The 14,930-nt window shown below is 54.2% G+C and carries 16 protein-coding genes, 1 pseudogene and 1 riboswitch; of the genes and pseudogenes, 1 reads left to right on the top strand and 16 read right to left on the bottom strand.

Going from position 1 to position 14,930, the window contains the following annotated elements; translation table 11 throughout:
* Nucleotides 1-8: 8 nt before the first annotated feature.
* From MOMUL_RS03415 to MOMUL_RS03345, 16 genes and pseudogenes are all read right to left on the bottom strand, one after another.
* Nucleotides 9-1,679 carry an ABC transporter ATP-binding protein gene (locus MOMUL_RS03415; protein WP_062281567.1) on the bottom strand — a complete coding sequence of 557 codons (1,671 nt, stop codon included), beginning with the start codon at nucleotides 1,677-1,679 and terminating at the stop codon, nucleotides 9-11.
* The gene (locus tag MOMUL_RS03410) at nucleotides 1,652-2,581 is read right to left on the bottom strand and encodes an energy-coupling factor transporter transmembrane component T (protein ID WP_062281564.1); all 930 of its coding nucleotides are present in this window, start codon (nucleotides 2,579-2,581) and stop codon (nucleotides 1,652-1,654) included. Before MOMUL_RS03410 ends, MOMUL_RS03415 begins: the two co-directional genes overlap by 28 nt.
* A 25-nt stretch (nucleotides 2,582-2,606) precedes the next feature.
* Nucleotides 2,607-3,977, bottom strand: a complete 1,371-nt coding sequence (locus MOMUL_RS03405) for a stalk domain-containing protein (RefSeq protein ID WP_062281561.1) — start codon at nucleotides 3,975-3,977, stop codon at nucleotides 2,607-2,609.
* Nucleotides 3,978-4,002: 25 nt separating this feature from the next.
* Nucleotides 4,003-4,764 carry a DUF4430 domain-containing protein gene (locus MOMUL_RS03400; RefSeq protein WP_062281559.1) on the bottom strand — a complete coding sequence of 254 codons (762 nt, stop codon included), beginning with the start codon at nucleotides 4,762-4,764 and terminating at the stop codon, nucleotides 4,003-4,005.
* Nucleotides 4,765-4,900: 136 nt separating this feature from the next.
* A complete protein-coding gene (locus MOMUL_RS16845; RefSeq protein ID WP_062281556.1) occupies nucleotides 4,901-5,512 on the bottom strand; it encodes an S-layer homology domain-containing protein in 612 nt (203 codons plus the stop codon).
* A 20-nt stretch (nucleotides 5,513-5,532) separates the two neighbouring features.
* Complete coding sequence (locus MOMUL_RS16840; RefSeq protein ID WP_062281553.1) at nucleotides 5,533-6,081, bottom strand: hypothetical protein; 549 nt, start codon at nucleotides 6,079-6,081, stop codon at nucleotides 5,533-5,535.
* Nucleotides 6,082-6,504: 423 nt separating this feature from the next.
* Nucleotides 6,505-6,624: riboswitch (cobalamin riboswitch) on the bottom strand.
* A 127-nt stretch (nucleotides 6,625-6,751) separates the two neighbouring features.
* A complete protein-coding gene (locus tag MOMUL_RS03385; protein WP_062281550.1) occupies nucleotides 6,752-7,675 on the bottom strand; it encodes an ATP-binding protein in 924 nt (307 codons plus the stop codon).
* Nucleotides 7,653-8,519, bottom strand: a complete 867-nt coding sequence (locus tag MOMUL_RS03380; protein ID WP_062282376.1) for an ATP-binding protein — start codon at nucleotides 8,517-8,519, stop codon at nucleotides 7,653-7,655. The genes MOMUL_RS03385 and MOMUL_RS03380 overlap by 23 nt, the downstream gene beginning before the upstream one ends.
* 15 nt (nucleotides 8,520-8,534) lie before the next feature.
* Nucleotides 8,535-8,759 (bottom strand): ferredoxin family protein, encoded by a 225-nt coding sequence (locus tag MOMUL_RS03375; protein WP_236712965.1) that lies wholly within the window; start codon nucleotides 8,757-8,759, stop codon nucleotides 8,535-8,537.
* Entirely contained in the window at nucleotides 8,731-9,093 is a 363-nt protein-coding gene (locus MOMUL_RS03370; protein ID WP_062281545.1) for a NifB/NifX family molybdenum-iron cluster-binding protein, read from the bottom strand. The genes MOMUL_RS03375 and MOMUL_RS03370 overlap by 29 nt, the downstream gene beginning before the upstream one ends.
* Nucleotides 9,087-9,470 carry a NifB/NifX family molybdenum-iron cluster-binding protein gene (locus tag MOMUL_RS03365; RefSeq protein ID WP_062281542.1) on the bottom strand — a complete coding sequence of 128 codons (384 nt, stop codon included), beginning with the start codon at nucleotides 9,468-9,470 and terminating at the stop codon, nucleotides 9,087-9,089. The genes MOMUL_RS03370 and MOMUL_RS03365 overlap by 7 nt, the downstream gene beginning before the upstream one ends.
* A gap of 135 nt (nucleotides 9,471-9,605) precedes the next feature.
* The gene (locus MOMUL_RS16070; protein WP_062281539.1) at nucleotides 9,606-10,001 is read right to left on the bottom strand and encodes a DUF5320 domain-containing protein; all 396 of its coding nucleotides are present in this window, start codon (nucleotides 9,999-10,001) and stop codon (nucleotides 9,606-9,608) included.
* A gap of 141 nt (nucleotides 10,002-10,142) precedes the next feature.
* Nucleotides 10,143-10,274 (bottom strand): annotated as a pseudogene (locus MOMUL_RS17215) (ATP-binding cassette domain-containing protein); the annotation flags it as partial.
* Nucleotides 10,275-10,423: 149 nt separating this feature from the next.
* Entirely contained in the window at nucleotides 10,424-11,041 is a 618-nt protein-coding gene (locus tag MOMUL_RS03355) for an FmdE family protein (protein ID WP_062281537.1), read from the bottom strand.
* A gap of 288 nt (nucleotides 11,042-11,329) precedes the next feature.
* Entirely contained in the window at nucleotides 11,330-11,746 is a 417-nt protein-coding gene (locus tag MOMUL_RS03350) for a Fur family transcriptional regulator (protein ID WP_062281534.1), read from the bottom strand.
* Between the two features lie 3 nt (nucleotides 11,747-11,749).
* Complete coding sequence (locus tag MOMUL_RS03345) at nucleotides 11,750-12,127, bottom strand: iron-sulfur cluster assembly scaffold protein (RefSeq protein WP_062281531.1); 378 nt, start codon at nucleotides 12,125-12,127, stop codon at nucleotides 11,750-11,752.
* A 389-nt stretch (nucleotides 12,128-12,516) separates the two neighbouring features.
* Between MOMUL_RS03345 and MOMUL_RS03340 the strand changes: the two genes are divergently transcribed.
* Nucleotides 12,517-14,868: a diguanylate cyclase gene (locus MOMUL_RS03340; RefSeq protein WP_062281528.1), complete on the top strand. Its 2,352-nt coding sequence runs from the start codon at nucleotides 12,517-12,519 to the stop codon at nucleotides 14,866-14,868.
* Nucleotides 14,869-14,930 lie beyond the last annotated feature (62 nt).

The following is a 14,930-nucleotide window of genomic DNA, read 5'->3' as shown; positions in this document are numbered from 1 at the left end:
CGGATACCTCACCTTACTTCTGGAACTACCTGCCTGGCAGGCCATACGGGTTCCAGCCTGTCCAGGGCATCTCGCAGGGTCAGGACACCGTCAACATAGCCGCGGCACATTTTACCAATCTGGGTGGAATAAAAAACCGACTGGCCCAGGACCTGGTGCTTAGGTCCATCGGCAACGATCCGGCCGGCAAACAGCAGCAGCACCCGCGTGGCGTAGGCAGCAGCAAATTCAACATCGTGGGTCACCAATACCACACTTACTCCTTCCTTGCTTAAGTCCATCAACATTGCTCCCAGTTCGTCCTTTAAACGATAATCCATCCCCCGGGTAGGTTCGTCCAGTACCAGGAGCCGGGGCCGGGTTACCAGTATCGAGGCCAAGGCTACCCGCTGGCGCTCGCCGCTGCTTAAATCGCGGGGGTTTACCCGCCGGTATCGCTGTAAGCCGAGCTTCTCCAGGAGGTCATCAACCACACCGTCATCAGTAAGACCGAAATTTTTTAGGGTGAAAAGCAATTCCTCTTCCACGGTATCCTGGAAGAGATAATCATTGGGATTCTGGGAAAGGTAGGCAATCCTGCCGGCCCCGGGCCGGCTCTCGTTACTCAGGTCGCGGCCCATTACCAGCACCCGTCCCCGCCCCGGTTTTAAGAGGCCGGCCATGGTTTTCAGGAGGGTGGATTTACCGGCGCCGTTGGTACCCAGGATAGCCACCAGCTCACCGGCAGCAATTTGCAAGCTGATGTCCTGCAGGGCTTCTTTACCGTTGGGATAGGTAAACCATACCCTGCTCATGGTCAAAACCGGTTCTTCCGGATTTTCATTTACAACCGGCCTTAGAGGAGGAAACTTCCGGTAGTTAAAGTTTGACCGCAGTAACCGGCGTCCTTCCTTGACGGTAACGGGAATAGAGGGGAAACCTATCCGGGCAAAAAAACGGGCCACGGGAGGAATAAAAGGAATTTCCCTTGCTACCGCCCAGCGGGCTAGTTGTTCCGGGGTACCCTCATATTTGACCTGGCCGTCTTCCATGAGCACTACCCGGTCAGCAAGGTGGAAACACCTTTCCAGCCGCTGCTCGATTAAAATTATAGTTAGCCCCATTTCCTCATTTAACCGTTTAATGAGATTAAAAAATTCCTCGGCCGCTACCGGGTCCAGCTGGGAGGTAGGCTCGTCTAAAATTAGCACCTGCGGCTGCATGGCCAGGACGGCAGCCAGAGCCAGCTTTTGCTTCTGCCCGCCGGAAAGGTGCGCGGTAAATTCCTGTCTTACCTCTGCCAGGTCCAGAAAGCTCAGGACTTCGGCTACCCGCCGGGACATTTCTGCCTGGGGCAAGCCTAGGTTTTCCAGGCCGAAGGCGATCTCGGCCTCGACACTGGTCATAACCAGCTGTTTTTCCGGGTCCTGGAAGACTATCCCCACTTCCCGGGCCAGTTTTCGCCGGTCCATCTGGCCCATGTCCCGCCCTTGAAAATAAACCTTGCCCCCAAACCTGCCGCCATAAAAGTCCGGGATCAGTCCGGCCAGCGCCCGCGCTAAAGAAGACTTGCCCGATCCCGAACCGCCGGTTATAAGCAAAAACTCCCCTTCCTCGATACTCAAATTAATGCCTTTTAAGGCCGGTTTTTCCCTATCCGGGTAGTAATAGGTCAAATTTTCGCTTTGAAATAAGGGCACCGCTGCCACCCCCAGCTCAATACCACCGGAACGGATAAAGCGAGAATGATAATAATTAAAACTATGACGGTCATGGGGCCTTTAATCAAGTAGTCCAGCTCCGGGTAAAAACTGAAGGTGCTGCACCCTTTAGCCTGGCCATAAACGGCCACTGCTAAAGCCAGGAGGCTCCCGCCAAGGCAAAGGCTGTCCCGCGGCCGCCAGGTATCCCGCCGGTAACAGGAGCGCCGGCCGCTGCCAAAGGCCCGCGCCTGCATGGCCTCGGCTATTTCCAGGGAATCTTCCAGGGAAGACAGGAGCAGGATGTTCATCAGGGCAGCATATTTGGGTAGCCTTTCTTTTAACGTCCCGGCATGAAAATCAACGCCCCTTACCACCTGCACTTCCCGGATGTTTTCCATTTGCCTGATCATGGCCGGGAACATCCGGGTAGCCAGGGACAGCACCAGCGCCGACCGGGAGGCAAAACGCGCCAACAAACTTAAAACTTTATCCGGGTGAACTATAAGATTATAAAGGCAAAAGATGCTGATGATGGCTAAAAGCCGCACGCTCATGGCCGCGCCGTAACAAATGGCTTCCAGCGAGACGGTTAAGCGGCCGAAAACCGGCAGGCGCGGCCCCCACCAGATAATCGTCTCCCCGGCATGGACCACCAGGGGGTTGATGATAATCACAAGCAACATCATGCCCAGGCTTATTTTTAAGTAAGTTTCCCAGGCAGCCAGGCCATCTACGGCGGCAACGGCCAGGATAATAACCAGCAGCAGCCCCAGGAGGTAAAGGGGGTTGGTGAATAGCAGGGCCAGCACCATTAAAACGCCCGCGTAACTTAAGGCTGCCACCGGGTGCAGGCTTTGCAAAAAAAGCCCTTTGTCCTGATAAAAAAATTGATCGAACATTTTCAGTGAAGCACTCCAAAATGGTTTAGTTTGAATTTTTTATGCTCACCGTTTGGGAAGTTGCATCCCAGTCTACCTGGTAGCCAAAGGCTTCCGCTACAAACCGGGCCGGGAGATAGGTGCGGCCATCCCTCAGCAGGGGAGCGACGCCGGTGCTCCTGGCCTGGCTATTGACGTAGCCGGTTTCTTCGCCAATAACCATGGTTACTGTAACGCCGTCCTTGCTCAGTTTAACAGCCGCAGTTTTCTCATCCCAGCTAATGCCGTCACTCGCTACGTCCAGAGCATAAGCCAGGTAACGCACGGGTACATACGTCCGGCCGTTGTCAATGAAAGGAGCTGCATCCATCGCCTTTACTTCTTCTTTTTCCCCGGCAAAAATTGTATAGCTCCTGGCGCCAACAATAAAACGTGCTTTATAACGGGTAGCAGCAGGCGGCGTGGCTAATCGAGCATAAAACGGCTGACCAAAATAGATGCTCGCCAGGGCCATTAAGGCCTGGCTGGTAGCCATTTCATTACTTCCCGTCCCCCTGAGGTGTTCAAAGGAACCGTCAGGCAACTGGAAGCGGAGCAGGGCAGTTAAAACATCTCCTCCTGCTTTGTTAAAATTGCCTTGCAGTGGATCAATGCCAACTACAATCAGCCCTTCAATGACCATGGAGCAGCTTTCTGGATTTTCCGCCCCCCAGGACTCAAAACTGCCATTTTCTTTTTGGGCCTTTTCCAGGTAAGCCACTGCCTTTTGGACAACCGGACTATCTTTTTTCTCACCTAAAGCCCCCAGGGCCATTAACGCCATACCGGTAGAATCCACATCGGGCGTTTCTTTATCTGTAGCGTCCCAATAAAAGGAACCGTCGGCGTGCTGCCTGGCCACCAGCCAGCTTAGGGCCTTGCTCTTATCGGGAATATCAGCGCCGGCAGCATGCAAGGCCAGTACTGCCCAGATGTGGGCATTAACTAGCTGTTCACCGCCATGAGCTATATTGTCAGCAAACTTACCACTGGCAAGCTGGGCATCCTGGATCTTTTTTATAAGGTTCTGGCCCTGGTAATTATAGGGATTCCCTCCAGCGGCCAGAACGGCCAGGACCAGGGTGGCATAATCATTCATTTCACCGGATGCGGTAGCAGCAGCCAGCATTTTTTCACAGGCCTGGCCGGCCAGCGTACCTTTTAAATCCCTTCCTGACGCTGCCAGGGCAATATAGCTCCAGGGAGATAAAATACCCCTGGCCTTCTCTCTTGTTAACAAATAATCGGCAGCGTTATTTAATGATTTTCCGGCGCTATCCCTCCCGGTAAGGGCCCAGGCTGGCGTGACAGCGCCAGCGATAAGTAAGAATAAAATTAAAAAAGCCAGTGCCAAACCTGAAATCTTCTGCTTTAACATGCCTGTGCACCCCTTTCCTGATAAATTAAGGTGAGGCCGCCTTCAACCCTTCCCAGGTGGGCCCGGTACTGTTCAGGGTTTCGCTATACCACCAGATAATCTTATCACCTGACCGGATCCCTTTCTCGCTGGCCGCCACCATGGGGATCTCCTCGTTAACCTTATACATCCATCCGGCCATACCTTTATTGTCTTGCCCGGCTATACTCCGGACAAAATTGCCGTATACAGGACTGATGCTGTATTTCAGGCCGGTGGCATCCAGGGCCCCGAGGGCCGTCAATCCCCATTTGTTGTTTTTATCAACCGTCACCGTAGCAGGACCATAAAGGAGTTGCCCTTTAATGCCAACTACGGCAATATCCACCCGGCACCCGGAGGCGGCAGGAGAAGCCTGGTTATGACTGCCGTTGCCGTCTTTCTTAGCTGCTGGTAGAGGGGGGCCGCTGCCGGCATCAATCTGGCTGCCAGCACTCTGCGCCGGCTGTGTCGCCTGGGGAGCACCGGCAGGTCCAGCGGTTTTCCCCCCGCCGGTTATAGCGCTGTCACCTGACTTCTCCCCCGCCGTTTTTTCCGGAGGCTTGAAGGTTTCAGGCGCTTTTTGATTGCCGGCACTTTCCGGAAAGCCGCCGGCAACAGCATTCTCCGCTGGTAAGGGAGCCCCGGTGGGTGGTGTCAGGACATTATCAGCCCCGCGTGGCCCGGTATAGAAATTAGAGATTGCCGGCCCTATTAAGGCCAGTAAGACTATCAGGGCCGCTACCAGGTAAATAAATTTTTTTTGCATTTACTATTCCTCGCTATGCCTGTATTATCAGTCCCGTCAAGGCCACCTTCTCTGGGCCCGTAAGATCTCCAGCAGCGATGGGGAGCACCGCTGGACACGCCGGCGCTCCCCATCGTTTTAATCCTTCTTTTTTCATTTACTCTGCTACTAGCATCCGGTAGATCATCACCGCGCATTCTGCCCGGCTGGCCGTATCTCCCGGCCGGAACGTACCATCTTCAAAGCCTTTAACTAGCCCGTGGGCGGCAGCTACAGCTACGCTTTTTCTGGCCCAGGCAGAGACTTTGTCGTTATCTTTAAAGGCCAGCTTTTCCTCGCTGGCGGGCAGGTTCATGGCCCGGACCAGCATAGCCACCAATTCTTCGCGGGTAATGACGTTTTCAGGGCGGAAGGTGCCGTCCTCATAGCCTTTGACCAGGCCGTTGCCGGCGGCGGCAGTTACTGCCCCGGCGTACCAGGCGTCACCTTTTACGTCCTTAAAGGGGTTCTTCGTTCCTTCTTTCACCTCCAGGCCCAGGGCCTTGACCAGGAGGCTTGCAAATTTCGCTCTGGTCACTGGCCGGCCCGGCTCGAAGTGGCTGCTGTCCACCCCAGCCACAATGCCAGCCCCGGCCAGAGTTTCAATGGTATCCTTCGCCCAACCAAACGAATTATTAGTTACATCCTCAAAAGATTTCCTGGCTTCCTTTGCAAACACGGCATAGTCGGAGAAGTGGTTTATCCGGGCCAGGATTAAGCCTTTAGACATGTCGACCACGGCCGGTATAGCTACCCACTGGCCTTTTGTCTTATCGTACCAGGCCAGGGCCAGGTTTTCCGTAGATAAGCAAGGCTGTTATTAATGGCCGCCTGGATCTGCTGGTCGCTGGCAGCGCCAGGCAAATAGGTCAACGTTCGGATGGCCTGGCAGGTGGTCATAAAGTCCGGGTAGTAAGTACCCCCATAGGTTCCTCCCCAGGAACCGTAAGTAGCAGAAGCTACACTTTGCTGGCATAAAAGATAATTCCTGGCATAAACCTCGGTGATGACGCTTATCTGCCCGGCCGCTCCTAAGGCTTCGTAGGCTGGTATATCGCTGTAAATATCATCATCAAAGGAGCCAGTGGGCCTTTGCCTGGCTTTTAAAACACCGGCCAGTTGCGCTACCAGCTCCCCCCTGCCCCACTGGCCTACCGCCAGCATTTGCTGGGCGATAACTTTTGCCGGGACGGTAGACGCATCATTTAAGGTTTCATAAACAGAATTGATTACCGAATCTTTGAGCGACGTATTATTATATACCCATGTTGTTAGGTCTTCTCCAGCCTGGGTAAGCACGTAGGCCGTGTAGCCGTCAATCTTTTCCCCGGCCTAGTAGCGGTCGTTAATCCACCCTGCCTTTCATAAATTTAGCCAGTGAATCAAGAGGGTCTTAACGGGTGTCACACCTTTACGACGTGCTCCATGACCGGGCACCCGTCTGCCTGCAAAAATGAAAAATCGGCCTGATCTAACACCTCCCAGCAATACTCCCCGGGTGGGTTAGAATAGGCCGTCCATCTACCGTTCCCGGCGCATCGTGAACATCCAGTTGTTGTCCCTTGTTGGAAGCTCCTTGCCGGGCCGGCTGGCAGCATTTAAGCTGACCCCTCGGGGCCAGGCGCCTACCCTAATAAAATTAAAACCCCTGCTCCAAAGAAATCAGGGGTTATGCCGTTTCCCCATCCTGCGTAGGGAGCACCAGCTGCGATGGCAAGCGCCAGGTCTCCTGGCTCGGGTTCACTGTCCCCCACGCCTTCCCGGGTTTAAACCCAGTGGCCTGATGTGGGGTCACTCCCCCTTACAGTGGCGCGACCGCGCCGGATTTGCACCGGCTTCCCTTGATGCTTGCGCGGTTATTTGTTTTTCTTTAGTATGATCATTCTACAAATACTACCAGAATCCTCCCAGCAAGAACTTTTTTTACCTGCAAGTTATGGTTATTTTTTAGCAGATAACGTCCAGCTTACTATTTTCCTATCCTTCCCATCTGTACCATCAAGCTATCCCACATGGCTTTGACGGCATTTGCTGCCGCCCCCTGGGAACAGGCCGTCAACGGTACGGCATTGACCAGGGCCCTGGCCACGTCGGCATCGAAAGGTATTTTGCCGGCTATGGTAAGGCCCTGCTCATAACAATAAGCCTCAATTTCCCGGCTTTTCTCCGGGGCCAGGTCATATTTGTTAATACAAACGGCCACCGGCACTTTAAAATGACCGGCCAGTTTAACCACCCGCTCCAGGTCGTGCCAGCCGGCTACCGTCGGTTCCGTCACCACCAGGGCCAGGGTTACCCCGGTAAGGGAGGATATGACCGGGCAGCCGATGCCGGGCGGGCCGTCGGTAATGATCAGCCGGGCCTTATTTTCCTCCGCCAGCCGCCGCGCTTCCTGGCGTACCTTAGTCACCAGCTTGCCGGAATTATCCTCGGCCAGGCCGAGCTGGGCATGCACCAGGGGGCCGTAAGGGGTTTCCGAAATGTACCAGTACCCGGCCAGGTTGGGTTTCATGGTAATGGCCCCTGCCGGGCAGGTAAGGGTGCAGACCCCGCAACCTTCACATGATAGAGAATCCACTTGAAAAATAGAGCCCCTGGAGCCGTAAGTACTATTTTCTTCTCCTGCTACGGGTGCTGCCTTCGTGATAGCGCCAAACCGGCAAACTTCCATACACCGGCCGCATTTTGTGCAGCGCCCGGCATCAATAACCGCTTTATGGGAACCATAAAATTCATTGACGCTCTCCACCTCTGGCCGCAGGAGCAGGTGCAGGTCGGCGGCATCGACATCGCAGTCGGCCAGGACTTTATCCTCCGCCAGGGCAGCCAGGGCGGCTGCGATAGATGTTTTACCTGTCCCACCTTTGCCGCTAATTACCAGCAGCTCTTGCACGCTGTGACACCAGCCTCTCTATCTCCTGCCAGAGGCCGACAAAGGCCGGCACCCAGTCGGGATATTCTTCCACCAGGCATTTTCCCCTGGCATAGGTGGCAGCATATCTTTTGTCAAAAGGGATTTTCAGGAGGACCGGGATTCTCTCCTGGCGGCAATAACGCTCCACCCGCAGGTCACCCAGGGTGGAACGGTTGATAACCACCGCAAAGGGAATACCCAGTTCCCGCACCATGCCGACGGCGAGCTTGAGATCGTTCAGGCCGAAGGGGGTGGGCTCCGTGACCAGCAGGCAAAAATCGCTGTCCTTCACGGCGGCTACCACCGGGCAAGAAGTACCAGGCGGGGCGTCGATGAGGGTGAGCCCTTCCTTGCGGGCGAGCCTTTTGACTGCTCTAATCACCGGGGGTGCCAGGGGCACGCCCACGTCAATCCTGCCGTGGGCAAAATCAATCCTGCCGGCCTGGCCCCTAGCCACCACCCCGATACGGTAAGGTTTTTCTGTAATCGCCCCCTGGGGACACGCAAAAGCGCAGCCGCCGCAGCCATGGCACATTTCCGGAAAGGTCATGACCTTGCCCCCAGCGACGGCCAGGGCGTGAAAAGCGCATACCTCGCTGCACTTGCCGCAGCCGTTACATTTGGTATTGTCCACTTCCGGGACCGGCAGGGTCACTTCCTCTTCTTCCTGAAACACCGGATGCAGGAAGAGATGGGCATTGGGCTCTTCTACATCGCAGTCCAGGACCTGGACCGGCATTTTCTTTGCCAGGGCCAGGGCCAGGTTGGTCACAATGGTCGTTTTCCCCGTGCCCCCTTTGCCGCTGGCCACAGTGACAAGCATTCCCTTCACCACACTTTAATCAAGACTGATAGCTTCATTCGGGCACTCATCAACGCAGGCGCCGCACTCCAGGCACTCGTCGGCATTAATAGTCGCTACTTCTTCAACGGTAATGGCTTCTACCGGGCAAACCTCGACGCAGCTGCCACAACCGGTACACTTATCCTCGTCAACCCTGGCTGCCATGTTATCGCGCTCCTTTCCCAAAATTTTAACCCCGGCAGCCTTCGTGCCCCTCATGGTCATGGCTGCAGGTACTGCCGGTACTCTTGAGATTACCGCTCAGGTAAGCATTCACTGCCGCTTCTACCGGGCCGGAAGCACCGCTTATTACCTCAATGCCCCGCTCACCAAACAATTCCACGGCGCGCGCGCCGATGCCGCCGACAATAACGCAGTTAACGCCCAAATTTGCCAGATAACCTGGTAAAAAACCTGGCTGATGCCCGGGATTGGCAATGACTTCTTTACTGCTTATCTTCCCATCTTCCACAGTAAACAGGCTGTACTGGGAACAATGGCCAAAATGCTCGGCCACCATTTTCCCCTCGGTTGCTACGGCGATCTTCACCATCTATTACCTCCTCGACCCATACCAAAATGAGAACCTACTGTAGCCTGGGATAAAGGCGTGGCCCCTCCGGCCTGCCACTGCTGCAATGCCGCCTGGACCGTCGGCGCTGTAGTTGAGTAAACCTTAACCCCGGCGCCCTGTAAAACCCGCAGGGCATTGGGCCCGACATTTCCGGTGAGGACAACCTCTACACCCCTGTTGACCAAGGCCTGGGCTGTAGCCACTCCCGCCCCGCCACCGGCGGCCAGGTTATCGTTGGCTACGGCCTCAAAGGTACTTTTTTCCGTATCGGCAATAACAAAATACTGGCAGCGGCCGAAGCGAGGATCCATCGCTGCCGCTGGATCTTTCCCCTGGGCCGTAATAGCCACTTTCATAAATTTCGCCTCCCTTTCTATAACGGGCATTTGTCCAATAGCATTATATAGTTATTTTGACCTTATGTCAATAAAATATTAAACAAAAAGAGCCGGGAAGTAAATTTATGACCCGGCCCCGCATTTTGGGTTTACCTACAGGTCCTCATTTTCCGGATCGCGGGCCTCATCTTGCCGCTTTTCCTGCTGTAAAGCCTTCAGCTGTTCTTTGACCGCTTTTAGCTGGCCTTCCAGCATGGCTGCCTGCTGCTTTAAAAGTTCCACATCAGGCGCCGCGCCCTGGGGCGGGACGGCACCGGGAAAGGGTGCACCCCACCAGCCTGCGGGCAACCAGCCATAAGCTGGCGGGAAAAAACCCCAGGCCCACCTGCGGCCCAAACCCAGCCCGCGGCCGCGACCCAGACCCAGCCCCCGTCCAAAGCCGAAAGCAGGATTCATAAAGCCCGGTACGGGGAAACCGTTACAATACCCGGCGCCGCGGCCGGTGCGGGGTCCCAGCCCCCAGGGACCAGTCCTGTCACCACGTGGCATCTTCCTTCTCCCTCCTTTCGGTCTTATGTTCATTATTAGTATAAACCTATTATGGCCATTTGTCAATAATAAAATGCAAAGGTACGCCCAGGTTAGCAACCATTTTAAAAAAACCCAGGAGGTCATCTCCAGGGTTCGATGTAGCTGATTTTTTAAATCCAGATTGCTGGTAGGTTCATCTAAGAGAAGGACCCGCGGTTCCTGGGCTAAGGCGCGGGCCATGATCACCTTTTGCAGTTCGCCGCCGCTTAGTTCGCCGAGGTAGCGTAAAGAACCTGTTGGCTATAAAATAGAGGAGGGCAGCACTGGTCACCGCGGCCATGATTTCCAGCTCCCGCCAGGAAGCCCAGCCGATATCACCAAAGGTCCAGAAAACCATGGCCGCCACCTGCACGTCACTGGCAAAATTTGCTATAAAAAGGTTACTTTACTCCCCAGCCGCGGCTATAATTTTCAGCACAAGGAATGCAGGCATACCGCCCCTCCTTTACCCTGGCCCGGACTTCTGCTACCGGCTCCCCGCAAAAAGCGCAGGTCACGGAATTAAAAAGACGGGCTTTCGCCGGCATGGCCAGTTCTACATGCTCTGCTTTAAATATTTCCTCCTCCGGCGCCTCCAGGATATGTTGCAAACGCTGTTCCTGGTAACGGCCGTAGAGCTCCTTTTCCGCCGGCGTGGCCTGGCCGCTAAAAACCCTCTCCCGCAAGTTCCGGTAACTCTCGTCGTCCTGCCATACTCCACTTTTTAAGGCTACCCGGACGGCAGCACCAGTCTTCCTATCCCCAATAGTAAATACATGCTTGCCGTAGTCCCGGTAAAGGAGATTACCTTTACCCAGGGTGCAACCTGTAAGCACCTGGATGGCATCCACGCCGCAGGCATCGGTTTCCACAATGGACACCAGCTCTTCATCGCCTGCCCGCCCGGCAGCCAGCTCCCGCAGGGCGATTTTTGCTGCCCGGTAGCCAATGGCCAGGCCCGGGCAACTGTGCCCGTGAAAGGCCACGGCCCTTTCCCATTCCGTTGGGGAAAAATCCATTTTTACCTGCTCCTTCCTTAATTAAAATATAAAAAAATAACCACTTCAGGTACCCCTTCAGGGGTTCTAGCACCCTCCGTGGTTACATCAACAACCTTCATGGTTGCTTTTACTTTTTTCGCTATACAAGCCCAGATTCCTGCTGGTTAATTATAAAAGTCCTGAAACATAAGTTCAGTTCGCGGCTGTTACAGTGAAATAAAAATGGCCCCGGAGGTTACCTCCAGGACCAGGGCGGTATTTACCGCCCGGAGTATTTTAACGAAAGGGAGCACGGAGGCGGCTCATTTATTGACGGCAGGCGGGACAATAACCAAAGCAAACCGTCGATGAGCTGATAACCTCAAAACCCTCTTTTTCTATGTTCTTGTCTACCACGGGCCTTTTATCAAATTCATAAATACGTCCACATTTGAGGCAGACAAAATGATTATGAGGAACTTTTTGGGTCTCATACCGGGCCGTCCCATTCAAAGAGGGGACTTTTTGAATAAGGCCCATCTGGACAAAGAGATCCAGCGAACGGTAGACAGTGGCTATCCCTACCGTCGGGCAATGCCGGCGCGCCGCCTGGTAAATAGCCTCCGCCGTCGGGTGTTCCTGTGATAATTCCAGGAAAGCCTTAAGTACCGCCTGGCGCTGGGGCGTTAAACGCCGTTCGCTTTCTTGAAACTTCCCCAGGTCCAAAACTGTCCCGGCAGGCATTTCCTAACCACCGGCCTTCATTCTGGTTTGATAGTTACGGATGGCTTCATGAAGGGCGCTGGCGCCCAGGTTAGAACAGTGCAGCTTGATTTCCGGTAAACCACCGATGGCTGCCGCCACATCAGCATCCGTGATCTGCAGGCCTTCCTCCAGGGTTTTCCCTTTAGCCATTTCCGTAAGGATACTGCTGGTAGCTATAGCTGCCGGGCACCCGTACACCTGAAACTTAACGTCAACCAGGCGGTTATCCTGAACTTTGATATAGACACACAGGTAATCGCCGCAGCCAGGATCGCCTATAGTGCCTATACCATCCGCATCTTTAATGCTGCCTACATTGCGTGGGTTTAAAAAATGATCGAGAAGTAGTTCACCGTACATTATCTCTTGCCCCCTGAAAATCCAGCTGCAGCTAAAGTATTAATCTTCCATATGTTAATGAGCATTTGTTCATTAATATTATATCCGTATTATGACCCCATGTCAATAAATATTAAAGGCTGGCGTATCCCCAGTTTTGATCCTACGCCTGCTTTGGCTTAGCTCACGAAAGTGTCCCTTTTCGGCTTATGTGGACCACGCAAAAAGAGACGCTGCGAAAAATTTCCTTTGCCTGCAGGTATATGGAGGTAAATGTTGAATTTCTATCACCAATTTCGAAATGCGATTGATAAAAAGTAGGGTAACCGCCGCAGCGGAGGCTGGCCGCTCTACCCTCGCAGCAGCAGGGGACCCGGCTACCGCTAAAGACTTTGAGGAGAGATATGGGGATGTCCTTAAAAACCAAAGTACTCCTTGTTTTCTGCGCCGTCTTTGCCCTTCTTGCCCTTATTTTTTTTGCGGTTTCTCATGTTATAGCAGGGAATATTGCAGGTAAGCTGGAAAACGAAAGTATCCGAGAGAATATGGAGCGGGCCCTGCAGGCCCTGGAAAGGGAAATAGCGGCGCTGGATAAATCTGCCGCAGACTGGGCTACCTGGGACGACACGTATAGCTTCGTGGAGGACAGGAACCGGGAATATATAGAAAAAAACCTGGTCGATAACGTGTTTGAAATTTTGAGGCTTAATTATGCAGTTTTCCTAAATACCAGGGGAGAAATAGTATACGCCAGAGGATACGACCCTGAAGCAGGCGAAGAAATACCCTTACCTCCCGGCATTGTTTTTACAGCCCATAACCAAACAGGCGGCCTTAAGGGGGTGGTGGTGACGCCACAAGGGCCGGTGCTGGTTGCCGCCAGGCCCGTTTTAAAAAGTGATGGCAGCGGCCCCGCCCGGGGGACGCTTATCTTCGCCCGCACCTTAAGGGACAAGGATTTAAAAGAGCTCTCGGAAATCACCCGCCTCCCCCTCTCCCTTCACCCGCCGGAGGCCATAGACTTCCGCGAGCTCAAGCCAGCGGGAACCCTTAAAAACGGAGAACCCTTTTACGTAAAAATTGTTTTCCCGGAGGAGAGCGCCGGCTTTGCCGTCATTAAGGATTTGCAGGGTGAAAGCGCCTTAATCCTTCAGGCGAACTCCTACCGGCGCGCCGCTCAGGCGTTCCTGTCCGCAAGACAAGCCTTCAGCCTCTTTCTTGCGCTGGCGGCGGCTTTATGCTGCCTTCTTGCCTTGTTCTGGCTGGACCGGGCGGTTCTCTCCCGCCTGGCCCGGCTTACCGCCGCAGTTATTGGCATCGGCCGCTCTTCCTCCTCTGCCCCCGGAATACCCCTTCTGGAGGGAAAGGATGAGCTTGCCCTTCTTTCCTCTGAAATCAGCAAAATGCTGGAAAGGCTTGAGGAATACCAACGGGAACTAGGCGAGAAGGAAAAGAAATACTCTTCTCTGGTAGATAACGCCACTGAAACCATCATCGTGGTTCAGGACGGCGTGGTGACCTTTGTCAACCGGGCAACACTGGCCCACACGGGCTACACGGCAGGAGAGCTTCTATCCAGACCTTTCTTGAACTTCATTCATCCCGAAGACAGGGAAAGTGCCGTACAGCACTACCGGGAATTGCTGGAGAAAAAAAGCCCTCTGTATGCCTGCTCTTTCAGGATATTTGCCAAGGACGGGAGCGTCAAATGGATGGAAACCAACTCCGTGGTAATCGAGTGGGAAGGGCAGGCCGCTACCCTGCATTTTTTGACCGATATCACCCCGCGTAAAATCCTGGAAGAAGAGCTGCAGAGGTTAATGGCCGAAAAATCTCTGATTCTTGACAGCCTTACCGAGATGGTCGCGTTTTTGGACCGGGACATGCACGTCATCTGGGCCAACCGGACTGCCTGCCAATCCGTGGGCAAGAACCCCGAGGAGCTATTCGGAGCCAAATGTCACGAAATATGGCAAGGGAAGAACGCTCCCTGCCCCGGCTGCCCGGTGGTCCAGGCTATGGAAACCGGCCAGGTATGCACAGGTGAGGTAGCCTCCCCGGACGGTCGCTTCTGGAGCATTACCGCCACGCCGGTGAAGGATAAAGAGGGAAAGGTCATAGGGGCGGTGGAGGCAACCCTGGATATCACCGAGCGCAAGCGCTACGAGGAACAGTTAAGGTTCTTAAGCCTGCACGATTCTTTAACGGGCCTCTACAACCGGGCTTTCTTTCAGGAAGAGCTCAGGCGCTTGTCTGGCAGCCGGGAATATCCCATAACCATCCTGGTGGCGGATCTGGACGGCCTAAAACTGGTCAACGATACCCTGGGCCACGCTAAAGGCGATGAACTGTTACAGGCCTGCGCCGGTGTTCTAAAAACCTCCCTGCGCCGCTCAGATATTGTGGCTCGCATTGGGGGGGATGAATTCGCCGCCATCCTGCCCAAAACAGGCGAAAAAACTGGAGAGGTCCTTGCCCAGCGGATCCGCTCGGCCATCGAGGCCTCCAATAAAGAACATCCCGAGCTGCCCCTGCACTTCTCCCTAGGGGTGGCCACCTGCCAGAACGCAGCGGAATCCCTGGAAGAAACCTTCAAGAAGGCCGACGACCTCATGTACCGCAACAAGCTCCAAAACCGGGCCAGCGCGCGAAACCAGATCGTTGGCGCCCTGCTGGCAGCCCTAAAGGAAAAGGATTACATTACTGCAGGGCACGCTGAAAGGCTGCAGGAAATGTGCCTGAATACCGAGTTGGGAGGGTAACTTTGCTTTTTTTTGGCAGGAGAAAAAGCTTTTCTGTCGAATAAACTTTCGAAGAAAAAAGA

The organism is Moorella mulderi DSM 14980 (assembly GCF_001594015.1).
Taxonomy (GTDB): Bacteria; Bacillota; DSM-521; order Neomoorellales; family Neomoorellaceae; genus Neomoorella; species Neomoorella mulderi.
Note: the sequence above shows the minus strand (reverse complement) of the source record. Positions and strands in the feature narration are given on the sequence as shown.